Raw genomic sequence first — 22,307 nt, 5'->3', positions numbered from 1 at the left:
AGGCTAGGTGCAAAAGAAAAAGGGTGGGAGGCTGGCACGGCGACCCGTGCCTTGCTCGTTGGGGCTGCTTCCTTCCGGACCTGACCCGGTTGGCGAGTGGCTCGTCCACCACCAACCTCCCGGTTTTCATATCGGCAATCCGAATGCAAAAAGCAAGCGCGCACTGAAAAAAACTGCTATTTACCCTTACACCATGACATTCATACTCGATAGCAAACTGAACGCGGACACATTTTCGGTCGTCAAGCTGGGGCTTTGCGACCTGCGCCTGATGAATGACAGGCGCTGGCCGTGGCTCATACTTGTGCCTCAGCGACCCGACATCACCGAGATACACGATTTGACGCCGCTGGACCAAACCATGCTTACATTTGAGGCAGGTATTGCGGCACAGGCGCTCAAATCAGTCACAAACTGCGAGAAGATCAACACAGGTGCCCTCGGAAATATCGTGCGGCAATTGCACCTGCATGTTATCGCGCGCAACGTCGGCGATGCCGCATGGCCGGGGCCTGTCTGGGGGCACGGTACGCGCGAACCTTACAGCGAAAATGACGCAAGGGCCTTTGCGAAAGCCGTTCTCGACGCTATTTAATACACAGTAATTATGTCCAGTTCCCAATCGGGTCCAATTCTGGAGCTTCCATCCATGCCGTTTCGTCTTTTCGATGCTCCTGCAGCCGAGCCGAGCCATTTTGTCGGCTTCGCCGGAAACCGCATCAACCGCCACTCGGAAAAACGCAGTGACGATGTCGTCACATTGGCGCTGGCGAATGCCAACGCGCGTATGATGCTTGTTGGCGATGGCCGCGTATTGGTGGATCGCAGCAGTCCGGATGGCAATGCATTTTTCGGGATGCAGGAAGCGGCGGCCCTTCTCCCGGGTTTGAACAGGACGATCTATCTCGGGTTACAGGATGAGACGCCTATACTGGCAGGACCCAGCGGCATTGCGATGGAAGCACTGCCGGAAGGTATTGAGGCAATTGACTATCGTTCGGCTTACACGCAAGGACTCATTCCTGCTGATCAGGTCGGCGCAATGGCACAAGCTGTGTCCCTGCTTTCATGGCATGACAGCCATCAATTTTGTGGGCGTTGCGGCCATGAAACAGTGATGCGTGACGGTGGCTATCGCCGTACGTGCCCGAATTGCGAAGCCCAGCATTTCCCGCGCACCGATCCCGTCGCCATCATGATGGTTGTGCGCGGCGACAAATGTCTGCTTGCGCGCGGAGCACATTTTGGAACAGGCATGTATTCCTGCCTTGCGGGCTTCATTGAGCCCGGTGAGACCATCGAAAATGCCGTACGCCGCGAAACCATGGAAGAGACCAGCCTTCCCGTTGGCCGCGTGCTTTATCACGCAAGCCAGCCTTGGCCCTTCCCCTATTCCCTTATGATTGGCTGCCATGCCGAAGCCTTGTCCGATGACTATAAGCTCGACAGGGCAGAGCTTGAAGATGGGCGATGGTTCAGCCGCGAGGAAGTCGTGACCATGATTGATCGCACCCATCCGGACGGGCTGATGACACCGCCCGGTGGTGCCATTGCTGCCCATCTCATTCGCAGTTGGGTTGAAAGTTTCGTTTGATCGTCGAATAGCAGAAGGTCGAAGCCTATGGAATGTCATGATGACGAACTGAAGAACTTCGAAGCCAATGGAGCGCTCCCACTGCCACGCGCAACGGAAGAAGGTTTCGTTGAAAATGACGGCGCCAGCATCCGCTATTCAACCTATGGTGCCGGATCGCCGGTTATCCTTCTGCATGGCGGATTGGGTCATAGCGGCAACTGGGGCTATCAGGTTCCCTCCCTCACAAAATCGGGATATCGCGTTATCCTCGTCGACAGTCGGGGGCACGGCCAGAGCACTCGCGATACGAAACCCTATACATACGAGCTTATGGCATCTGACGTTTTGGCGGTGATGGATCGCCTGAGTGTGACCAAGGCTGTCCTCATAGGCTGGAGCGATGGCGCTTGCACGTCAATGGTACTTGGTATCAAGGCACCGCAGCGTGTTGCCGGTGTCTTTTTCTTTGGCTGCAACATGGACCCGAGCGGCACCAAGGAAGTTCAACCCAGCCCGGTGCTCGACCGCTGCTTCGGTCGTCATGTCAAGGATTACAGCGAACTATCGGCCACACCTGACCAATTCAAGGCATTCCTTGCAGCCGTAGGCAAAATGATGGAAACGGAACCGAATTATAACGCGGCTGATCTGGCGAAGGTCAGCGTTCCTGTTGCCGTTGTCCAAAGCGAAAATGACGAGTTCATCAAGCAGGAACATGCCGAATATCTGGCGCGGACCATCCCCGGCGCAGAGTTCATCCTGCTACCGGGTGTAAGTCACTTTGCGCCGCTGCAAAGGCCTGAACTGTTCAATCAAACAGTTCAGCGGTTTCTCGACCGGATTTCAGGCCAATAATTATTCTTCATTTATCTGGGAACTGCGGAACGTCGTATCCGCAGGATAAACGCCAAGTATCCGCACTTCCTTCGAAAAGAACTCCAGCTCTTCCAAAGCTTGGGCGACGTTCTTGTCGTCCGGGTGTCCTTCAATATCAGCATAAAACTGCGTCGCGGTGAATTTTCCGTCGATCTGATAGCTTTCCAGCTTGGTCATGTTGACCATATTTGTCGCAAAACCACCCATTGCTTTGTAAAGCGCCGCAGGAACGTTGCGCACACGAAATACAAAAGTGGTCATCATCAGCGCATCCGAGGCACGCGGCGCCCACTTCTTTGTCTTGGTCAGCACGACGAAGCGCGTGACATTGTTTTCCGTGTCCTCAACATCCTCTTCCAGAATGTCGAGACCATAGAGGCTGGATGCGAGGCGTGGTGCCAGGGCGGCCATGGTCTTGTCTTTGACATCGGCAACAAGCCGGGCGGCGCCAGCGGTATCGCCTGCAATCACCGGCTTCCAGCCGTTCTTCCGAATATATTTGCGGCATTGGCCAAGCGCATGAATGTGACTGTGAACAGTTTCGATCTCGCTGCGCTTTGTACCGGGCAATACCATCAGTTGAAAATGGATCGGCAGGAAATATTCGCCGACAATGTGCAGTCGCGATTCCGGCAGAAGGTGATGAATATCGGCGACGCGACCGGCAATGGTGTTCTCGATAGGGATCATCGCCAGATCAGCCGCCCCGCTTTCAACCGCATTAAATGCATCTTCAAAGGTCGGGCAGGGCAAGGGTTCCATGTTCGGAAACATATTGCGGCAAGCCGTATCGGAATTTGCTCCGGGTTCACCCTGAAAGGAGATGCGGTTGGTCTTGGTCATTATCCCTAGCCTTGTTTCATACTCAGTATTTCGCGGGCCCGATCCAGATCTTCCTGCGTATCGACGCCAAGCGGAACTGAATCGACAATCTCTACGTCTATGCGCATACCAGCCTCAAGTGCGCGAAGCTGTTCCAGCCTTTCCCGCCGCTCAAGCGGTGAAGGCCCCAGACCGACAAAACGCTCAAGCGCAGCGCGCCGGTAAGCATAGAGCCCGATATGGTGATAAAGCGGCCCAGCACCCCAAGGGGCTGTGGCACGGGTGAAATAAAGTGCGCGCAGCTGGCTCCCGCTCAAAGGAGAGCCGACGATCTTGACCACATTCGGATTGGTCTTTTCCGCCTCATGGCGAATTTCAACTGCCAAAGTACCAATATCAGCCGGGCCGTTTTGGAGGGGCGCCAATGCACGCTTTATAATATCCGGCTCGATGGTAGGCAGGTCACCCTGAACATTGACGATCGCGTCGATATTGCCGTCCGGATCAAGTGTTTGCAGGGCTTCATAGATGCGATCAGAACCAGACTCATGATCGCTGCGTGTCATGACTGCCTCCAGTCCATAGGCTTCGACAGCCGCCTTGACCTCAAGCGTATCGGTTGCAACCACGGTGCGGCCAAGGTTCGCAGCTATGGCACGTTCGGCAACGTGAACGATCATCGGCTTTCCGGCAATATCGGCCAAAGGCTTGTTCGGAAGCCGTGTTGAAGCCATTCTCGCCGGTATCAGGTTCAATATTCTCATCATTCCTCACACCCCTACGGTGTCAAAAAGTCTCAGGCAGAACCGCCCTTATATGTGTTGCAAGTAGGACATAAAACCCCTAGTTTCCGCGCAATCACGAGGGGTTTCTGCCAGAAATGCAGCGGTTTGCATTGATCAGATATTGAAGCCCTCCGCAAGAGGAGTAATGACTGACGATGGGATCCGCATTCAATAAGTACGCCATGGCGTTTCTGGCAACGGTATTCGTTGTCATGTCAGCGGCTATCATGTCCGACTCCCTGTTCGATTCGCACGCTCCGGAAAAGCCTGGCTTCATCATTGAAGCTCCTGAGGGCGGGGAAGCTGCTGCCGGCGGCGCTGCTGCACCAGCTGAAGTTGTACCGATCGCAACCCTTCTTGCTTCTGCCGATGCAAAGCGTGGTGAAGCTGTTTTCAAGCGCTGCACTGCCTGCCACACCGGTGAAAAGGGTGGAGCAAACAAGGTTGGACCAAACCTTTGGGACATTGTTGACCGTCCAATCGCGACGCATGAAGGTTTCAGCTATTCCGGCCCGATGAAAGAATTCTCCAAGGGCGGCGCTGAGAAGTGGACTTTTGACCACCTCAACCACTTCCTGACTGCCCCAAAAGCCTACATCAAAGGCACTGCCATGGGCTTTGCCGGTGACAAGAAGGACAATGAGCGCGCCGACTTGATCGCCTATCTGCAGACCCTTTCCGACAGCCCCAAGCCCTTCCCGGCCGCTGATGCAGCTCCTGCTGGCGACAAGCCTGCTGAAGGTGCAGCACCGGCTGGTGAAAAGCCAGCGCCAGCTCACTAAATTAATACTATAGACTTAGAAGCCGGGCCCAGCGCCCGGCTTTTTTGTATCAACTCCCCGTGTTTTTTGAACCAAGGCCTGTTCTCTGCCGCATTTTCTCTTAGACTGCCGGTCAAAGAGAATTGTGGAGACCTGATTTGAGATTTCGCCGCTTCGTTATCAGCCTTGCGCTGCTCGCCGCCACATCCTTTGGCGCCCTACAGATTGCACATGCGGCTGAACCGGAATGGCGCCATGCAACGAGCTTGACCGGCGAACCCAAATACGGACCTGAATTCAAGCATTATGATTATGTAAATCCTGACGCACCAAAAGGCGGCACACTGAATAACATTGCTCAGGGTTCATTCGACAACCTCAACCCATTTGTAATTCAAGGCGAGTCAGCTGCAGGGCTACCGCCCACTGGCAATCCCATCGGCGGTGGCCTCCTGTACGATACGCTGTTAAGCCAAGCACTTGATCAGGCTGGCACGAATTACGGACTGGTTGCAGAAGCCGTTGCCTATCCTGATGACTTCTCATGGGTCAAATTTCGTCTGAACCCCGCCGCAAAATGGCATGATGGACAACCAATAACAGTGGAAGATGTGATCTGGTCTTTCGAGACCCTGAAAGAACAAACACCACTTTACAATAAATACTATCATGATGTGACAAAGGCGGAAAAAACTGGCGATCGCGAAATTACATTTACCTTCGCTGTTGCCGGCAATCGCGAGCTTCCAAATATTATGGGTGACTTTCCCATCTTGCCAAAACATTGGTGGGAAGCGCCGGACAAGAACGGAAACAAGCGGGACCTGAGCAAGCCCACGAGGGAAATCCCGCTTGGTTCAGGCGCGTACAAAATCGAGAGTGTAGACTTTGGGAAGTCAATCATATGGAGCCGCGTACCCGACTATTGGGCTAAAGACCTTCCTGTCGAGGTAGGCCGAAACAATTTTGACCGTATCCGCTACGAATACTTCCGGGACGGGAACGCCGCTTGGGAGGGCTTCAAAAAGGGAGGTCTGCAGGATTATCGTGGCGAGCCTAGCATAAGCCGTTGGATGCGGGAATATGACTTTCCTGCGTTCAATCGCGGCGACGTTGTGAAAAAGGTTTTTCCCGAACGGTCTCTCGGAAGAATGCAGGGATTTTTGATCAATACCCGTCGCGAAAAGTTTAAAGACATAAGAGTTCGTCAGGCACTCAATTTTGCTTTCGACTTTGAAACAATGAGCAAGAATATGTTCTTTAGCCAATACAAGCGGATCAACAGCTATTTTGCTGGATCGGAACTCGCTTCCGGTGGTCTGCCTCAGGGCAAAGAGCTGGAAATACTGCAAACTGTAAAAGGCGAAGTGCCTGAACAGGTTTTTACCCAGGAATTCAAGAATCCCGTTTCTGACACACCTCAAGCATTACGTGATAATCTGCGCAATGCAATTAAACTGCTGCGAGAAGCGGGGTATGAAAACAAGAACGGAAAGTTGGTCAATACAAAAACCGGGGAGCCATTGACCATCGAATTTCTTGGTTCTGATCCTCGCGACGAGCGAACAGTCGGACCCTTTATGGCCAATTTGCGTAAATTGGGTATTGATGCACAACTCAGACCAGTCGATTCAGCGCAATACGTAGCAAGAGTTAATGACTTCGACTATGATATCCTTGGTATAATGGGAATGGCCCAAAGCCTTTCTCCCGGCAACGAACAACGGGATTTCTGGAGTTCAAGCACTGCTGACACTCCCGGTAGCCGCAACTACATGGGCATCAAGAATCCAGCCGTCGACAAGCTCATTGATAAAATCATTCTTGCGAAGGATCGCGATGAACTCGTTGCCGCTACCCACGCACTCGACCGCGTGCTTTTGTGGAACTATTACGTCGTACCCCAGTGGTACGATGACCGCACAAAGATTGCCTATTGGAACAAGTTTGGCATGCCTGAAAAGCAGCCTGAATACGTCGGTGTAGACCCCTACTCGTGGTGGATCGATACTGCCAAGGAGCAGGCGTTGAAGGCCCGTTTTCAATGACCGGTTTTAATCGCCGCGATCTTTTGAAGGTTTCAGGAGCAACATTACTCACGGCTATGGCACCGCGTCTGGCCTTTGCCGATGTTGCAACGGAGACGCCGCTCCACGGCCTCTCGGCTTTTGGTGAATTGAAATACCCAATGGGCTTTACGCATTTCGACTATACCAGTCCAGATGCGCCCAAAGGTGGGATTTTTTCGTTTTCGCCCCATAATTGGGTACTCAATCAGTCTCCTCAAACCTTCAACACCCTTAATACTTTCACCAACAAGGGCGATGCTCCGCCACGTATGGAACTCTGTTTCGATACGCTGATGGCATCCGCTTTGGATGAGCCCGATTCGATCTATGGTCTGGTGGCGGAAACCGTAACCGTATCTGCCGACCGCAACACTTTCACGTTCAAGCTGCGTCCTGAAGCACGCTTTCACGATGGCTCGCCAATCACTGCTGACGATGCCGTTTTCAGTTTTGAAACCTTGAAGGAAAAAGGCCATCCTCAACTCCGGCTGACCCTCGCAGAGATGGCAAAAATTATTGCGTTGGATTCGCATACGGTTCGCCTGACGTTTTCCGGAAAACACTCAGATCGCGCGATACTCGACATTGCCTCGATACCCATTTTTTCAAAGGAATGGTACAGCACCCGTGACTTTGAAGCTTCAACAATGGAGCCACCACTTGGCTCCGGAGCATATCGTGTCGGACGTGTCGCGCCGGGCCAGACCATCGAATATGAGCGGGTGAAGGATTACTGGGCAAAGGACCTGAATGTTCAACGTGGTCAAAACCACTTTGATCGGATCAAGATTGATTTTTACCGGGAACGACAACCGGAATTCGAAGCCTTCAAAAAAGGCGATATTCTCTGGCGACTTGAAGCAACCGCGAAAACATGGGCAACGGAATATAATTTTCCTGCAGTCCAGCAAAACCGCGTGATCAAACACAAATTCTCTGCGGAAAAACGTGCTGTGTTACAGGCTTGGGCCATCAACCAGCGCCGCGAGCATTTTCGCGATCCTCAAGTTCGCGAAGCCATCGCGCTGTGTTTTGACTTTGAGTGGACTCAGAAAAATCTTTTCTACGGCGCTTACGAGCGCTCTCAATCCGTGTTCGAACAGTCGGATTTTCGTGCCAGCGGAAAGCCTTCGCCGGAAGAACTTGCGATCATGGAGCCTCTCCGGGATCGATTGCCGGAAGCCATTTTCGGCGAGGCGCTATTGCAAACACCTTCCGATGGTTCCGGGCGTGACCGTAAAAATCTTAAAAGAGCATCGGATCTTTTGAACAAGGCCGGGTTCAAGCGCGATGGCGACAAGTTAGTGGATGCAAAAGGCGGGCAGCTCAATCTTGAACTTCTGATCTATGCCGAAGTATTCACCCGTAGTTACTCACCTTTCATCAATAATCTGAAGGCAATAGGCGTCAACGCGTACCTGCGCATGGTTGATCCGGCGCAGTATCAGTTGCGGATTCAGAATTTTGACTTCGACATGATCGGTATGGCGGTGCAACTCTCCCCCACACCGACAAGGGAATCTCTGGAGGAAATTTTCGGGTCCAAAGGTAAGGATATTCCGGGTTCCTATAATTTCCCGGGCACAGCCGACCCTATTGTCGATGCTCTTATTGCAAAAGTAAGCGACGCAAAATCGCGAGATGAGCTGGTTTCATTATTGCGGGTTCTTGATCGGCTCTTGCGTATCAGGCGCGATTGGATTCCAAACTGGTATTCAGCGAATCATCCGATCGCCTATTGGGACATGTTTGGCTTCAAAGAGCCAAAGCCCGACTATGGTTTTCCGGTTGAAACGTTATGGTGGTTCGACGAAGCAAAGGCGAAGGCAATTGGCAAGGGTTGATATTTTGACAGCAATGAGGGGGCGCCCCTGATGGGAGCCTATATTCTTCGCCGCCTGCTTTTGATGATACCGACATTGTTCGGCATATTGCTTGTCTGCTTCGTTATTGTGCAATTCGTGCCCGGCGGTCCTGTTGAGCGCATCATCAGCCAGCTGACCGGACAGGGTGGCAATGCCATGGACCGCATCAGTGGGGGCGGCGCTGATGTCGGACAGGCCCAGGACCAGCTTGGGACAGGTTTGGGCAATTCGAAATATCGCGGCGCACAGGGCCTTGATCCAGCCTTCATAGCCAGCCTTGAAAAACAATTTGGTCTTGATAAACCGCCGCTGGAACGTTTCGGCCTGCTTGTGTGGAACTATGTCCGCTTTGATTTTGGGCGCAGCTATTTCCGCGACATAAGCGTAATAGACCTTATCAAGGAAAAATTGCCGGTTTCGATCTCCCTTGGTCTATGGGTAACGCTTCTATCCTACATGATTTCCATCCCGCTCGGCATCCGCAAAGCCATCAAGGATGGTTCGTCATTCGATGTGTGGACCAGCGGGGTTATCATTGTCGGCTATGCCATTCCCGGCTTCCTGTTCGGCATCATGCTTATCGTGTTTTTCGCGGGCGGATCGTTCTTCGACTGGTTCCCGCTGCGCGGTCTGACTTCGAATAATTTTGACCAGCTATCGACCTTCGAAAAAATCACTGACTATGCCTGGCATCTGGTGCTGCCTCTGACAGCGATACTATTGGCTGCATTTGCCACGACTACCTTGCTGACCAAGAACTCGTTCCTTGACGAAATCCGCAAGCAATATGTCACCACAGCTCGAGCCAAGGGCCTTTCAGAGCGGAAAATCCTTTATGGACATGTATTCCGCAATGCCATGCTGATCGTCATTTCCGGTTTTCCCAGCGCCTTCATATCCATTTTCTTCACGGGGCAGTTGCTGATAGAAGCGATTTTCTCACTCGATGGCCTCGGTCTGCTTGGCTACGAATCCATCCTCAATCGCGATTATCCGGTAGTCATAGCGACCGTCTATATCTTTGCCCTCATCGGTATTCTTATGACGCTGCTCTCGGATCTGCTCTACACATGGATCGACCCACGCATTGATTTTGAGCGGAGGGATGTCTGATGACCGATATTGTCGGAATCTCCGCAGCACCAGTCAAGCGCCCTCGCCTCTCTCCACTCAATGCGCGGCGCTGGCAGAACTTCAAGGCCAACCGGCGCGGCTGGTGGGCGCTCTGGATTTTCCTTTTTCTGTTTGCCGTTTCGCTCTGCGCCGAACTGGTTGCCAATGACAAACCGATCATCGTTTCCTACAAGGGAGAGATACTTTTCCCGGTTCTGGTCGATTATCCAGAGGAAAAATTCAACGGGTTCTATGCGGTTACCGACTACCGTGATCCGGTTATTCAGGATGAAATCAATTCCAACGGCTGGGCTATCTGGCCACCGGTGCGCTACTCCTACCGCACGGTAAACAATGAACTGCCGGAGACTGCACCTTCGAAGCCTTTCTGGCTCTATACGCCGGAAGAGCGCTGCAACCGTTATGCATTGGGCGTGAATGATCCGAATTGCACTTTCGGCAATATGAACATTCTCGGCACCGATGATCAGGCGCGTGATGTTTTCGCCCGCGCCCTATATGGTTTCCGCATCTCTGTGCTTTTCGGCTTGATCCTCACTGCCGCATCTGCAGTGATCGGTGTTACCGCAGGTGCCCTGCAGGGCTACTTTGGCGGCTGGGTCGATCTTATCGCGCAACGCTTCATCGAAATCTGGTCCTCAGTGCCTACGCTTTATCTGCTGCTGATCATGTCCTCCATTCTGCCGCCCGGCTTCTGGATTCTGCTCGGCATTTTGCTGCTGTTTTCATGGGTAAGCTTTGTTGGCATTGTCCGCGCCGAATTCTTGCGCGCACGCAATTTCGAATATGTGAATGCAGCGCGCGCGCTAGGCGTCCCGGATCGAACGATCATGTTCCGTCACCTGCTGCCCAACGCCATGGTGACGACGCTGACCTTCCTGCCATTCATCCTCAATGGATCGATCACAACTTTGACGTCGCTGGATTTTCTTGGCTTCGGCCTTCCTCCGGGTTCTGCCTCGCTTGGTGAATTGCTTGCCCAGGGCAAGAATAATCTGCAGTCTCCATGGCTCGGCATTACCGGCTTTATCGTCATTTCGATGATGCTGTCACTGCTGATCTTCGTCGGTGAGGCAACCCGCGATGCCTTTGATCCGCGCAAGGCTTTCAAATGACAAAAGCACCCCTTCTTTCTGTTCGCGATCTCTCTGTAGCCTTCACGCAAAATGGCAAGGAAACCCTTGCTGTCGATCATATCTCGTTTGATGTGGCGCAAGGTGAGACTGTGGCCCTCGTCGGCGAATCCGGTTCGGGCAAATCCGTATCGGCTCTCTCGGTGCTAAAACTTTTGCCCTACCCGCCAGCATCACATCCTTCCGGTCAGATCCTCTTCAATGGCGAAGATTTGCTCGACAAGGATGAAAGTGATCTGCGCCGGGTACGCGGCAATGATATTACGATGATCTTTCAGGAGCCGATGACATCGCTCAATCCGCTTCATACGATTGAAAAACAGATCAGCGAAATCCTTAAACTTCATCAGGGCATGCGCGATCAGGCGGCGCGTAAACGTACTTTGGAACTTCTTGAAGAGGTTGGCATACGCGAGCCTGAAAAGCGCCTTGATGCCTATCCCCATCAGCTTTCCGGTGGCCAGCGCCAGCGTGTCATGATTGCGATGGCTCTTGCCAACAAGCCGAAACTCCTGATTGCCGACGAACCGACCACCGCGCTCGATGTGACTGTGCAGGCGCAAATCTTGAAGCTGCTTGCCGAGTTGAAATCGGCGCAGGGCATGTCGATGCTCTTCATCACTCATGATCTTGGTATCGTCCGCAAGATCGCCGATCGCGTCTGCGTCATGACCGGCGGCAAGATCGTCGAGACAGGACCTACAAAAGAAATCTTCGACAATCCTCAGCATGCCTATACCAAGCATCTGCTTGCGGCTGAACCAAAGGGCAACCCGCCATTGGCTGATCCTTCTGCCGCCCCCGTCATGCGCGGCGAAAACATGAAAGTCTGGTTCCCTATAAAACAGGGTTTCTTCCGGCGCACTGTCGATCATGTGAAGGCAGTGGATGGTATCGACGTCACCATTCGTGCCGGTCAAACGCTTGGCGTTGTCGGTGAATCCGGTTCCGGCAAAACAACATTGGGCCTCGCCCTATCACGTATGATTTCTTCTGATGGGGTCATTCGTTTTGGTGAAAAGGATATCAATCAGTTTACTTTCAAGCAGATGCGTCCCTTGCGCCGCGAAATGCAGATCGTGTTTCAGGACCCTTTCGGCTCACTCTCCCCGCGCATGTCGATCGCCGAGATCATTGCAGAGGGTTTGAAAGTCCACGAGCCGGGGCTGTCTGCAGACCAGCGCGATGCGCGGGTGGTTGCAGCTCTCAAGGAAGTGAATCTCGATCCGGAAAACCGCTTCCGTTATCCGCACGAATTCTCTGGCGGCCAGCGCCAGCGTATAGCGATTGCACGTGCGATGGTGCTCAATCCACGGTTTGTCATGCTCGATGAGCCGACATCGGCGCTGGATATGAGCGTACAGGCACAGGTAGTCGACCTCTTGCGTTCATTGCAGGAGAAGCACAATCTGGCATATCTTTTCATCAGCCACGACCTGAAAGTTGTTCGGGCGCTTGCCAATGAAGTGCTGGTCATGCGCAATGGCAAGGCAGTGGAATATGGACCGTCGGAGGAAATCTTCGCTCGTCCAAAGACAGACTATACAAAAGCCCTGATGGCTGCAGCCTTCAGGATAGAAACGGCCGAACAGGGAGCGGTTAGCGAATGACAAGCGTGGAGAACGACAAGATTCTGTTGGCATTAACCGGCTGGGACCCGGAAGTGTGGCAAACGGAATTTGCCAAATCTGCCCCGAAGCGCAAACTTGTTCTGGATACTGAAGCTGACAAGAGTGACGTTCGTTACGCGCTAGTCTGGAAGCAACGTCCCGGCTCTCTGATGAACCTGCCCAAGCTTGAGGTCATTTTCTCGTTAGGTGCGGGCGTGGATCACGTCTTCCATGACACGCAAATTCCCGACGTCCCTATTGTTCGTATCGTTTCGCCCGATCTGACAATGCGCATGAGTGAATACGTGGTCTGGCAGGTATTGGATCATCATCGTCTCGGCTTGCGGTATCGCGAGCAGCAAAAGCAACGCGTCTGGCATGAGGACCGCCGCCAACCAGCAGCCCATGAAGTGACTGTTGGTATTCTTGGCCTTGGCGTACTCGGGCGTGATGCCGCACAGAAGCTGCGTACGCTTGGCTTCCGGGTCAGCGGCTGGAGCCGCCGCCTGCAAACCATTGAGGGTGTTACAACGCATTTTGGCAAGGACGGCCTCAAAGACTTTCTCAAGGATGTTGATATTCTCGTCTGCCTGCTTCCATTGACTCCGGAAACAAAGAACATCCTTTCGATGAACATCTTTGCACAGTTGAAGCATGAAGGGCCTCTTGGTGCACCGGTGCTGATCAATGCCGGACGCGGTGGCCTGCAAAACGAAGCCGATATTCTGGCAGCGCTCGAACGCGGCATGCTTTCTGCGGTGACATTGGACGTGTTCAACAAAGAGCCTTTGCCGAAAGACAATCCTTTCTGGACGCATCCACAGGTGACGATCACGCCGCATTCTGCTGCAAGCTCCAGCCCACAAGCGCTGGTGCCCGAAATCATCGCTCAGATTGAGTCATACGAGCGCGGTGAGCCGTTGAAGAACATCGTGGATAAAGCCGCTCAGTATTAGCAAAGCTTAGCTCTGGTTATCTCTCCCCTTGTGGGAGAGAAAGGATTTTCCTGGGTTTAGCCTCTTGCTAAATCCTTGGAAAATCCCAGTGAGGGGGTATCAATGAAGTAAATCCCCTCTCTTGCAATTTCTAGCACTTAGCCAAGAAGCTAAGATGCTGAAATTGCTTTCTCCCCCACAAGGGGGAGATAGTTGACCCTACAACCGTCGCACTGCCGTGGGTTTCCCGTACAAATAGGCAATGCGTTCTATCGCTTCTGACAAAGGCTCCAGCGTCACGCTCATTGTGTGGCCGCTTGCATGCAACAATGTTGAATGGCTGGCCATCATGCCCACATGGCCTTTCCAGAATACGAAATCGCCACGCTTCAGATTTTTATAGCTTGCATCTGGTTCGATCAATTCGCCAACCGACCCTTCCTGCAAGTCCGTATCACGCAAGGCACCCTGCCCTGTCATCAATAAAGACAGTTGCACCAGACCCGAGCAATCAATGCCAAAACCCGAGACTCCACCCCAAAGATAAGGCGTATGCATGAGGCTTTCAGCGACCGCTACATGGTCCTTTGTCACTTCATCGATAGGCACAAGATGCTTGGCAATGACTGCCTCTCCGCTGGGCAGCATCGCATAAAGCGTACCGCGGCGCTCCTGACCGCCAACAATCGTGACAAGTGATCCCATCGACAGTGCCCGCGATCTTGGATAGCGCAGGTCTGACCCGACATAGACGAAGGTTCGCGGTGCGATGACAACATGCGTGGGTTCGTCGGCGCGAACGTCGAGCGACGTATCAACGACATAACCGACATAGCCGTCGCGCTCGTTCTGCACCCAGCACCAGCCATTGTCATCTTCGAAAACAAGAACATCATCGCCATGAAGAAACTGCGTTGTCATTCCCGAATCGCCGCGCGGCTCGGAACGCACATCCACCACCGGATCGGCAATACGCATAGGCTTGCCTTCAACGAAGCGATCCGCCTCAACAAGGCCGCGTAGGGACTCGTCCGCCAGATCAGGCCGAAATGCATTCAGCCTTTTATCGAGTATCTGTGTCGATTTCAAAGTGGCAATCCTCTTGCTTTGGCAATCACGAGATCACCCAGTCTTTCAACATAGAGAGCACCCTTTACCGTTCTCTTGACAAGAACGTTGCGCTTGTCTTTTTCGTCGCGATGGCGATCAACCAGACCATAGGTACCCATTGTGTCGAGAGCACGGGTGATAACCGGCTTTGTCACATCCAGTTTGGCCGCCATAGCCCTGATCGTATGTGGCGGTGGCTCCAGATAGACTGTCAGCAGCACGGCAAGCTGGCGCATTGTCAGATCATGGGCATCATCGCGCACTTCCGAAAGCGCAATCTCTTTCCATAATGTCAACGCCTGCAAGGGCTTCAATTCCAGCATGGACGGTTCCGCAATCATTTCGGTTCCGTTTCATTCTATATTGTATGTCTTGCAGCGCCAAGCCGGTCAGCTTGCGGGATAGCGATCTTTCAAAAGATGGTAAAGTGCGCGAATAGCCTGCGCCTCCCCGCCAACTGGCGAATGCGGTTTCTCCACCGGGTTCCAGCCATATATATCGAAATGGGCCCAAATCTTCGCCTTGCTGACAAAGCGTTGCAAAAACAAGGCCGCCGTGATCGAACCGGCAAAACCGTCCGTGGTGACATTGTTCATGTCAGCTACACGCGAAGAAAGCTTGGCATCGTAAGGTGCCCAGAGCGGCATGCGCCAAACCGGATCGGCGACTGCAGTAGCACTGGAGGCAACATCCCACGCGAAAGCATCATCATTGGAGTAGAATGGCGGCAGGTCCGGTCCGAGTGCCACGCGTGCTGCGCCCGTCAAGGTCGCCATATCGATGAGAAGTTCCGGCTCTTCCTCGTCGGCGAGTGCCAAAGCGTCGGCCAGAACCAACCGTCCCTCCGCATCGGTATTGCCAATTTCCACTGTAAGCCCTTTGCGGCTGATCAGCACATCGCTTGGCCGGAAAGCATTGGCAGAGATTGAATTCTCTACGGCCGGTATCAATACCCGCAAACGAACGGGCAGTTTTGCATCCATAATGAGCTGTGCAAGCGCCAGCACATTGGCTGCGCCGCCCATGTCTTTCTTCATCAGCAACATGCTGCTGGGCGGCTTGATATCCAGACCACCCGTATCGAAGCAGACGCCCTTGCCGACCAGCGTTACCTTCGGTGCATCTTTCTTTCCCCACTGCAGATCAATCAGACGCGGCTCTTCGCTGCCGGCGCGTCCAACGGCGTGGATCATCGGAAAGTTCTTTTTCAGAAGTGCATCGCCCTTTATCACGTTGATTGAAGCCTTGTGATCATCGGCAACTTGGCGGACAGCGGCTTCGAGTGCTACCGGACCCATATCATTGGTGGGTGTATTGATAAGGTCGCGGGCCAGTGTCACGGCTTTTGCCAGGCGCTTTACATCTGCTTTGTCCGCTCCTTCAGGCAAGGACAGGCTGACGTTGGTCTTGTCTTTCTTGGTATAGCGGGTGAACTTGTAGCCACCGAGCAGAAAGCCGAGAGCCGTCAAATCCGGTTCATTGACGTTTCCAGCTATATGCCATGCGCCCTCCGGCAAAGCGGTGGCGAGCTTGCCTGCTGCCAGGCGATTGTCGTCCTTGCCCAAACCGAAAAGCGCGCCTGCGATTTCACCGTTCTCGCCCGGTACCGTCAGCACCCGTCCCGCCTGCCCTTCGAAGTTATTCGCTTTGGCCCAGCCTAGCGTTGCGCCATCAAGACCAGCCGTATCCAGCTCGCCTTTACGTACAAACCATACCGGTTTGCTGGTACGCGACTTTTTCGCGGTAATTTCGGCGGTCATGGGCGTCTCCTGATCAAACTTCTGCATCCCGGATCGACGTTGTTAAGAGTCCATTAGGGTTAACAGATTATTTCTTTCATATGGGAATGGGTCCGCAGACGATAAACTGCGCATGGGGCAAATTATGACAGGTCCAGCTTTTATTCAACGCAAGCGCAGTTTCATTTTCTCGGTAGCGTTAATCGCCCTTGCGACTGGCATATCCGGCTGTTCAACCACTGATAAAACAACAACAGGTTCGATAGGACCTGCAGCCAGTAGTTCAGCTGCAATGCCGACAGGCAACTATGACCAGATGAACGAACAGCAATTGATGCAGGCATCCACAAGCCTTGGAAGCCGTTATCAGAAAAACCCGAAGGATAAGGCGACCGCAGTCAGTTACGCGACTGTTCTTCGCATGACCAATCGCAGTGATCAGGCCCTGGCTGTCATGCGCAGTCTTGCAATCGCCTACCCGAAAGATCGCGAAGTTCTGGCCGCCTATGGCAAGGCCTTGGCAAGCAGCGGAGAGTTTGAAGCAGCGCTGGATTCACTGCGCCGGGCACAAACGCCGGAATATCCCGATTGGCGGCTACTTTCAGCCGAGGGCGCTATTCTCGACCAATTGGGCAAAACCGGCGAAGCACGTGACCTCTACCGCAAGGCCTTGCAGGTTAAACCTGATGAAGCCTCCATTCTGTCCAATATGGGCATGTCCTACGTCTTGTCAGGTGATCTCAACACTGCCGAAAGCTATATGCGCAAGGCAGTCAGCGCTCCAGGTTCAGATAGCCGGGTTCGCCAGAATCTTGCACTGGTTGTGGGGTTGCAAGGCCGCTTTGACGAGGCCGAAAAGATTGCGAGTCAGGAACTTTCCGCTCAGCAGGCGCGCACCAACATTCAATATCTGCGTTCCATGCTGTCACAGCAGAACTCGTGGAACATGCTCAAAGACAAGAAGAAACCCAAGAGCTGATCAACTCAGCTCTCTCGCTTTTCCATTCATTGAACGCCTGAAAAGACTGCGGCTTTGCCTTCACTTGGGTGTTGCGTGCCCGAAGATGCCACCCTGCGCATTAATCTGAATGATTGCAGGGCCAAGGATAACGCAAAACAATACCGGCAGCAGAAACACAATCATCGGCACGGTCAGCTTTGGCGGCAAGGCAGCCGCTTTCTTTTCAGCGGCCATCAGGCGCATTTCACGGCTTTCATCCGAAAGCACTCTTAATGCGCTGCCTATCGACGTACCATAGCGCTCGGATTGAGTAAGTGCCTGCACAACAGATTTGACAGTTTCCAGCCCTGTACGCTGTGCCAGGTTTTCATAAGCCTGCCGGCGTTCGGGCAGAAATGAAAGCTCCGCATTCGTCAGCACCAGCTCTTCGGCAAGTTCGCCCGACTGTACGCCAATTTCTTCCGATACTTTCTTGAATGCCGCCTCAATCGACATGCCTGACTCCACGCAGATCAACAACAGATCAAGAGCATCTGGCCAGGCACCCTGCACTGCCGCCTGCCGTTTTGTACCCGCGTTTTTTACGTAAAGATTGGGCAGATAGAAACCGACATAGGCTCCGGCAAAACAGGCGGCCATCCGGACAAAGCTGTTCTGATGCGCCAGTCCTCCCATGCCGAATATCCAGAACACGGCAATGCCCAGTGTCAGGAAGGGTAGACCGAAACGGGCTGCAAGAAAAAGATTGAGAGCATTTTGACCACGGAAGCCCGCGACCCTCAGAGCAGCCACTGTTTTTTCATCTGCCAGAGCACGCTGGAGATCCAGTCGTTCCACGAATTGCCGAACGCCTTCGCGTTCGACGCGGCGTAGCGAGTTTGACGACCCTTTGCGCCTGCTCTCGCTTTCTGCTGCAAGCCGCGCCCGTTCGCGCGTGCGAATCTGGTCCCGCTCCAATGCAACGGACTTCATCCTGGACTTGAGCCCGGAGCCTGAAAATACCGGCATAAGCAATGTGATGACTGTTGCGAAAATTGACACGGCCACAAGAGCGGCAAAAATGACCGCTGGATCGTGAATGGCTTTGCTGAAGGCGTCGATCATGGCATATCCGCGCAACTAGAATTTGAAGTTGATCATCTTTTTCATGATCATGATGCCGATCGACATCCACACCGCAGCGCATGCGAGAACGAAGTTTCCGCTGGACGTCGTGAACAGGATCATGATGTAGTCAGGACTTGTGAGATAGACGAGCATCGCCACAACAAAGGGCAGTGCACCGATAATATAGGCTGACGCTTTCGCTTCCATGGAAAGGGCCTGCACCTTAGCGCCCATTTTCTTGCGGTCCCGTAGAACGCGCGAAAGGTTGCCCAGCGCCTCGGAAAGATTGCCACCCGCCTGGGATTGTATCTGGATGACGATCCCGAAAAAGCTGGCTTCGGCACACGGCATGTATTCAGACATGCGCATAGCCGCATCCGGAATACTGATACCCACCTGCTGCTGATCAACGATGCGCCTGAACTCTGATTTCACCGGCTCCTGCGCTTCTTGAGCGATAAGCCGAATGCCGTCGTTAAGAGGCAGGCCAGACCGGATGGCGCGGACAACAACGTCAATCGCATTAGGAAATTCATTCAGGAAAGCCTTGATCCGCCGACCACGGCGAAAATAGACGAACCAGCGCGGCAAGCCGACCGATCCTGCTATAAAGAGTCCGGGCAAAAGGTACAGCGGCGATCCGAAGAACAGGCCAATCACCGCAACGACAAGGCCGGCAATGGCCGAAAAGATGTAAAAGCGTATCGGCGAAACGGTCATGCCCGCCTGCTGAATAAGCATTTTCAAAGGCGGAGACTTGATATTCTTGTCGCGCAGCTTCTGGCGCTGCTCCATGTCCTTTAGTGTGTCCTGAACAGATTTTCGGCGTTTTGTTGCCTCTGCCTGCCTGTCACGTACGGCGAACTTTCCGAGCGCATCTGCGCTTGCCAATTTGATCGTGCTGAGGCGCTCCTCGGTCTTCTTCTGCCGCGCCATTGATTCAAAAAAGAAAACATAGGCCAAGGCTGCGAATGCGACGGCCACCAAGCCTACAAAAGCCAGCTGTGTCAGATCAAAGCCAAACATTCAACAGCTCCTCCATGCGGGCACTGCCGGTCATAGCTGGGCCTTTTCCATGGAATCGAGTGCATTGGCCAGCCGCCTGTCCTCATTGTAGTATCTGGCTCTCTCCCACATATGCGGGCGGCTGATGCCTGTTGAAACGTGGTGGCCAGTCAACCTGCCATTGGCGTCCTCGCCGGTGATGTCATAGGTCAGGAGATCTTGCGTAATAATCACATCACCCTCCATGCCGATAACCTCGGTCACGTGGGTGATCCGGCGTGAACCATCGCGCAGGCGAGCAGCCTGAATGATGATATCAACCGAGCCGACAATGATTTCACGCACAGTGCGCTGAGGTAGTGCAAACCCGCCCATGGCGATCATGGATTCAATACGGCTCAAACATTCGCGTGGACTGTTGGAGTGGATCGTTCCCATGGAACCGTCATGGCCAGTATTCATGGCCGAGAGGAGATCGAAAACTTCCGGTCCGCGCACTTCGCCGACGATGATGCGTTCAGGACGCATGCGCAGGCAATTCTTGACAAGGTCGCGCATCGTGATTTCGCCCTCACCTTCAAGGTTTGCGGGCCGTGTTTCAAGGCGCACCACATGCGGCTGCTGCAACTGCAATTCCGCCGAGTCTTCGCAGGTGATGATACGCTCATCCTTGTCGATATAATTGGTCAGGCAATTGAGCAATGTGGTTTTACCGGAACCCGTACCACCCGAGATGACGATGTTGCAGCGAACCCGTCCAATGATCTGCAGAAGCTCGGCACCGGCAGGCGAAATGGCCCCAAAGCGGACGAGCTGGTCAAGTGTCAGCTTGTCCTTCTTGAATTTACGGATTGTCAGGACCGGCCCATCAATCGCCAGTGGAGGCGCGATGACGTTGACACGCGAACCGTCCGGAAGCCGTGCGTCGCATATCGGGCTGGATTCATCGACACGCCGCCCTACCTGGCTGACGATGCGTTGGCATATGTTCAAAAGCTGCTGGTTGTCGCGAAACCGGACACCGGATTCTTCGACCTTGCCCAGAACTTCGATATAGGTCTTGCGGGCACCATTGACCATGATGTCGGAGATTTCGTCCCGCGCCAGCAATGGCTCCAGCGGACCATATCCAAGCACGTCATTGCAGATATCGTCGAGCAGTTCCTCCTGCTCCGAGATCGACATGGCGAAATTCTTGATGGCAATGATGTCGTTGACGATGTCACGAATTTCTTCGCGTGCCACTTCGGGGTCGAGCTTTGACAATTGTGCCAGATCAATTGCATCGATAAGCGCTGCAAAAACCTGTGACTTTGTATCGTAGTAAGCTTCGTTTCTCTCGCGTATGGGCATGACGACCTTTGGTGCTTCCACCGGAGATCGTTTCGGTTCCAATATATCGCGGGGCAGCCGTCCGCCATCGGGCTTTATCGCGGCGACAGGGAGGACCGGAGCTTTGAACTCGTTTGGCTGGGCATTGCCGCGTTTACCGAACATGATGTTGCTTTACCTGCTCACAACTATTTCTTGCGCTTCAACTTCGAAAATACTGAGCCCAAACCGGCCTTCTTCCTCGGGTTGACCTTTTGCCGTCCCGTCAGAATGTGCGCGATCTCATTGATGCTCTGAACCACCGGACTTGCCGGCTCAGTCTCGCCCAGCATCCGGCCATTATTGGATGCATTGCCAAACAGCGCCGGGTCGAACGCGATCGTGGCGATAGCCTTGATCCCCAAGGGGCTGCAGAAATCGAGTGGTGCTATTTCCGGCCGTTTGGGAATGCCGACCTGATTGAGGATCAGCTGGGGCTCGGTATCGTTCGGCCGCAATTGCTTCAGGGCATCTATAAGATTTTTCGTGTTTCGTAGATTGGCAAGTTCCGGCGATGCAACAATCACCACTTCATCCGCGCGGGCCAGCGTCGTCCGGGTCCAGCCGTTCCAGGTATGGGGAACGTCGAGAATGACATGCGGAACTGACCGCTGGGCGATATCGATCAGGTGAGCAAATGAATCGTCGCGAAAATCAAATACGCGGTCGAGAGTCGACGGTGCGGCAAGAAGGGACAGGTTATCCGCGCATTGCGCCAGCAGGCGATCAAGATAAACATCGTCGATACGCTCGGGAGAAAACACGGCTTCTGCAATGCCCTGCGCCGGGTCCTGATCGAAATTGATATTCGCCGTGCCATAGGGCAGGTCCATATCAGCGATCACCACTTCATTCTTGAACAAGGATGAAATGGCCCAGCCGACATTATGAGCAATGGTTGAAGCGCCAACACCGCCTTTTGCCCCAATAAAGGCAATCGAATTGCCCAAAGGCTTTGATTCCGGGTCACTGTACAGGCCGCCGATCACGCCGATGACGTCCGACAGATCAATCGGCGCTACCATATATTCCGAAATGCCGTTCTTCATGAGCTCCCGATAGAGCCATACGTCATTGTAGTGCCCGATGATGACGACCTTGGTGCTCGGATCACAAACTTCCGAAAGAGCCGCAAGCGCCGGCAGCATATCTCGCGGCGATGCACCTGTTTCGAGAACAATGAGATTGGGTGTCGGCACAGTTTGAAACAACTCTACCGCCGCCTCAACGCCTCCCATATGGATTTGGGTATTTGCCTTGGCCATGCGCCGGTCTTCGCTTGCACGCGATATCTGCTTGGCCACTGCTTCCGCTTCACAGAATACCTGGATCGAAATACGGGGAATTGGCCGGTGCGCGTTCAAGCGCCCGGCATGAGGAACATTGCCTGCCTCTTCCAAATATGGATCCGATTCCAAGGCCAGTTGACTCATTGTCGTATTCCACCG

Annotated in this window: 20 protein-coding genes and 1 other RNA gene; 11 read left to right on the top strand and 10 right to left on the bottom strand. The window is 53.5% G+C overall.

Annotation, left to right across the window (positions count from 1 at the left end):
* Window positions 1–23: 23 nt before the first annotated feature.
* An RNA gene (ffs, locus tag PMI41_RS24565) (signal recognition particle sRNA small type) lies at window positions 24–120 on the bottom strand.
* Window positions 121–193: 73 nt separating this feature from the next.
* Between ffs and PMI41_RS05320 the strand changes: the two genes are divergently transcribed.
* Genes PMI41_RS05320 through PMI41_RS05310 form a run of 3 tightly spaced genes read left to right on the top strand, consistent with a single transcriptional unit; the run spans window position 194 to window position 2,431 of the window.
* A complete protein-coding gene (locus PMI41_RS05320) occupies window positions 194–595 on the top strand; it encodes an HIT family protein (protein ID WP_008122548.1) in 402 nt (133 codons plus the stop codon).
* A gap of 54 nt (window positions 596–649) precedes the next feature.
* Window positions 650–1,594, top strand: coding sequence for an NAD(+) diphosphatase (gene nudC / locus PMI41_RS05315; protein ID WP_008122546.1), 945 nt, complete (start codon window positions 650–652; stop codon window positions 1,592–1,594).
* Between the two features lie 27 nt (window positions 1,595–1,621).
* Window positions 1,622–2,431 carry an alpha/beta hydrolase gene (locus PMI41_RS05310; RefSeq protein WP_008122543.1) on the top strand — a complete coding sequence of 270 codons (810 nt, stop codon included), beginning with the start codon at window positions 1,622–1,624 and terminating at the stop codon, window positions 2,429–2,431.
* Here the strand turns inward: PMI41_RS05310 and PMI41_RS05305 are convergent, their stop codons facing one another.
* Both PMI41_RS05305 and PMI41_RS05300 read right to left on the bottom strand, forming a co-directional pair.
* The gene (locus PMI41_RS05305; protein WP_008122541.1) at window positions 2,432–3,295 is read right to left on the bottom strand and encodes a prephenate dehydratase; all 864 of its coding nucleotides are present in this window, start codon (window positions 3,293–3,295) and stop codon (window positions 2,432–2,434) included.
* A 5-nt stretch (window positions 3,296–3,300) separates the two neighbouring features.
* Window positions 3,301–4,041, bottom strand: coding sequence for a 3-deoxy-manno-octulosonate cytidylyltransferase (locus PMI41_RS05300; RefSeq protein WP_244423902.1), 741 nt, complete (start codon window positions 4,039–4,041; stop codon window positions 3,301–3,303).
* A 173-nt stretch (window positions 4,042–4,214) separates the two neighbouring features.
* Here PMI41_RS05300 and PMI41_RS05295 point away from each other — a divergent pair, with 173 nt between their 5' ends.
* The 7 genes from PMI41_RS05295 (at window position 4,215) to PMI41_RS05265 (ending at window position 13,587) form a co-directional block, all read left to right on the top strand.
* Window positions 4,215–4,841 (top strand): cytochrome c family protein, encoded by a 627-nt coding sequence (locus PMI41_RS05295; RefSeq protein WP_008122539.1) that lies wholly within the window; start codon window positions 4,215–4,217, stop codon window positions 4,839–4,841.
* A gap of 158 nt (window positions 4,842–4,999) precedes the next feature.
* Window positions 5,000–6,868, top strand: a complete 1,869-nt coding sequence (locus tag PMI41_RS05290) for an extracellular solute-binding protein (protein ID WP_157179322.1) — start codon at window positions 5,000–5,002, stop codon at window positions 6,866–6,868.
* Window positions 6,865–8,733, top strand: coding sequence for an extracellular solute-binding protein (locus tag PMI41_RS05285; RefSeq protein WP_008122537.1), 1,869 nt, complete (start codon window positions 6,865–6,867; stop codon window positions 8,731–8,733). The genes PMI41_RS05290 and PMI41_RS05285 overlap by 4 nt, the downstream gene beginning before the upstream one ends.
* Before the next feature lie 30 nt (window positions 8,734–8,763).
* Window positions 8,764–9,867 (top strand): microcin C ABC transporter permease YejB, encoded by a 1,104-nt coding sequence (locus PMI41_RS05280; protein ID WP_008122536.1) that lies wholly within the window; start codon window positions 8,764–8,766, stop codon window positions 9,865–9,867.
* Window positions 9,867–11,003 (top strand): ABC transporter permease, encoded by a 1,137-nt coding sequence (locus tag PMI41_RS05275; protein WP_008122535.1) that lies wholly within the window; start codon window positions 9,867–9,869, stop codon window positions 11,001–11,003. Before PMI41_RS05280 ends, PMI41_RS05275 begins: the two co-directional genes overlap by 1 nt.
* Complete coding sequence (locus PMI41_RS05270; protein ID WP_008122534.1) at window positions 11,000–12,631, top strand: ABC transporter ATP-binding protein; 1,632 nt, start codon at window positions 11,000–11,002, stop codon at window positions 12,629–12,631. Before PMI41_RS05275 ends, PMI41_RS05270 begins: the two co-directional genes overlap by 4 nt.
* On the top strand, window positions 12,628–13,587 hold the full coding sequence (locus PMI41_RS05265) for a glyoxylate/hydroxypyruvate reductase A (RefSeq protein ID WP_008122533.1): 960 nt from the start codon (window positions 12,628–12,630) through the stop codon (window positions 13,585–13,587). Before PMI41_RS05270 ends, PMI41_RS05265 begins: the two co-directional genes overlap by 4 nt.
* 198 nt (window positions 13,588–13,785) lie before the next feature.
* Here the strand turns inward: PMI41_RS05265 and PMI41_RS05260 are convergent, their stop codons facing one another.
* The 3 genes from PMI41_RS05260 to PMI41_RS05250 form a co-directional block, all read right to left on the bottom strand.
* Entirely contained in the window at window positions 13,786–14,664 is an 879-nt protein-coding gene (locus tag PMI41_RS05260) for an NlpC/P60 family protein (RefSeq protein WP_052025837.1), read from the bottom strand.
* The gene (locus PMI41_RS05255) at window positions 14,652–14,999 is read right to left on the bottom strand and encodes a MarR family transcriptional regulator (RefSeq protein WP_040853903.1); all 348 of its coding nucleotides are present in this window, start codon (window positions 14,997–14,999) and stop codon (window positions 14,652–14,654) included. Before PMI41_RS05255 ends, PMI41_RS05260 begins: the two co-directional genes overlap by 13 nt.
* A gap of 66 nt (window positions 15,000–15,065) precedes the next feature.
* Entirely contained in the window at window positions 15,066–16,436 is a 1,371-nt protein-coding gene (locus PMI41_RS05250; RefSeq protein ID WP_008122527.1) for a leucyl aminopeptidase family protein, read from the bottom strand.
* 124 nt (window positions 16,437–16,560) lie between these two features.
* Between PMI41_RS05250 and PMI41_RS05245 the strand changes: the two genes are divergently transcribed.
* Window positions 16,561–17,394: a tetratricopeptide repeat protein gene (locus PMI41_RS05245; protein ID WP_040853901.1), complete on the top strand. Its 834-nt coding sequence runs from the start codon at window positions 16,561–16,563 to the stop codon at window positions 17,392–17,394.
* Window positions 17,395–17,454: 60 nt separating this feature from the next.
* Here the strand turns inward: PMI41_RS05245 and PMI41_RS05240 are convergent, their stop codons facing one another.
* Genes PMI41_RS05240 through PMI41_RS05225 form a run of 4 tightly spaced genes read right to left on the bottom strand, consistent with a single transcriptional unit; the run spans window position 17,455 to window position 22,292 of the window.
* On the bottom strand, window positions 17,455–18,480 hold the full coding sequence (locus PMI41_RS05240; protein ID WP_008122523.1) for a type II secretion system F family protein: 1,026 nt from the start codon (window positions 18,478–18,480) through the stop codon (window positions 17,455–17,457).
* Between the two features lie 15 nt (window positions 18,481–18,495).
* The gene (locus tag PMI41_RS05235) at window positions 18,496–19,509 is read right to left on the bottom strand and encodes a type II secretion system F family protein (RefSeq protein WP_008122521.1); all 1,014 of its coding nucleotides are present in this window, start codon (window positions 19,507–19,509) and stop codon (window positions 18,496–18,498) included.
* Between the two features lie 30 nt (window positions 19,510–19,539).
* Complete coding sequence (locus PMI41_RS05230; protein ID WP_008122519.1) at window positions 19,540–20,985, bottom strand: CpaF family protein; 1,446 nt, start codon at window positions 20,983–20,985, stop codon at window positions 19,540–19,542.
* A gap of 23 nt (window positions 20,986–21,008) precedes the next feature.
* The gene (locus tag PMI41_RS05225) at window positions 21,009–22,292 is read right to left on the bottom strand and encodes a CpaE family protein (RefSeq protein ID WP_008122518.1); all 1,284 of its coding nucleotides are present in this window, start codon (window positions 22,290–22,292) and stop codon (window positions 21,009–21,011) included.
* Between the last annotated feature and the right edge of the window lie 15 nt (window positions 22,293–22,307).

The organism is Phyllobacterium sp. YR531 (genome assembly GCF_000282595.1).
Taxonomy (GTDB): domain Bacteria; phylum Pseudomonadota; class Alphaproteobacteria; order Rhizobiales; family Rhizobiaceae; genus Phyllobacterium.
Note: the sequence above shows the minus strand (reverse complement) of the source record. Positions and strands in the feature narration are given on the sequence as shown.

Excerpts from the sequence above, each read along its gene's own strand:
- PMI41_RS05320 (WP_008122548.1), top strand. The coding sequence starts at position 194 with ATGACATTCATACTCGATAGCAAACTGAACGCGGACACATTTTCGGTC.
- nudC (WP_008122546.1), top strand. The coding sequence starts at position 650 with ATGCCGTTTCGTCTTTTCGATGCTCCTGCAGCCGAGCCGAGCCATTTT.
- PMI41_RS05310 (WP_008122543.1), top strand. The coding sequence starts at position 1,622 with ATGGAATGTCATGATGACGAACTGAAGAACTTCGAAGCCAATGGAGCG.
- PMI41_RS05305 (WP_008122541.1), bottom strand. The coding sequence starts at position 3,295 with ATGACCAAGACCAACCGCATCTCCTTTCAGGGTGAACCCGGAGCAAAT.
- PMI41_RS05300 (WP_244423902.1), bottom strand. The coding sequence starts at position 4,041 with ATGATGAGAATATTGAACCTGATACCGGCGAGAATGGCTTCAACACGG.
- PMI41_RS05295 (WP_008122539.1), top strand. The coding sequence starts at position 4,215 with ATGGGATCCGCATTCAATAAGTACGCCATGGCGTTTCTGGCAACGGTA.
- PMI41_RS05285 (WP_008122537.1), top strand. The coding sequence starts at position 6,865 with ATGACCGGTTTTAATCGCCGCGATCTTTTGAAGGTTTCAGGAGCAACA.
- PMI41_RS05280 (WP_008122536.1), top strand. The coding sequence starts at position 8,764 with ATGGGAGCCTATATTCTTCGCCGCCTGCTTTTGATGATACCGACATTG.
- PMI41_RS05275 (WP_008122535.1), top strand. The coding sequence starts at position 9,867 with ATGACCGATATTGTCGGAATCTCCGCAGCACCAGTCAAGCGCCCTCGC.
- PMI41_RS05270 (WP_008122534.1), top strand. The coding sequence starts at position 11,000 with ATGACAAAAGCACCCCTTCTTTCTGTTCGCGATCTCTCTGTAGCCTTC.
- PMI41_RS05265 (WP_008122533.1), top strand. The coding sequence starts at position 12,628 with ATGACAAGCGTGGAGAACGACAAGATTCTGTTGGCATTAACCGGCTGG.
- PMI41_RS05255 (WP_040853903.1), bottom strand. The coding sequence starts at position 14,999 with ATGCTGGAATTGAAGCCCTTGCAGGCGTTGACATTATGGAAAGAGATT.
- PMI41_RS05250 (WP_008122527.1), bottom strand. The coding sequence starts at position 16,436 with ATGACCGCCGAAATTACCGCGAAAAAGTCGCGTACCAGCAAACCGGTA.
- PMI41_RS05245 (WP_040853901.1), top strand. The coding sequence starts at position 16,561 with ATGACAGGTCCAGCTTTTATTCAACGCAAGCGCAGTTTCATTTTCTCG.
- PMI41_RS05240 (WP_008122523.1), bottom strand. The coding sequence starts at position 18,480 with ATGATCGACGCCTTCAGCAAAGCCATTCACGATCCAGCGGTCATTTTT.
- PMI41_RS05235 (WP_008122521.1), bottom strand. The coding sequence starts at position 19,509 with ATGTTTGGCTTTGATCTGACACAGCTGGCTTTTGTAGGCTTGGTGGCC.
- PMI41_RS05230 (WP_008122519.1), bottom strand. The coding sequence starts at position 20,985 with ATGTTCGGTAAACGCGGCAATGCCCAGCCAAACGAGTTCAAAGCTCCG.
- PMI41_RS05225 (WP_008122518.1), bottom strand. The coding sequence starts at position 22,292 with ATGAGTCAACTGGCCTTGGAATCGGATCCATATTTGGAAGAGGCAGGC.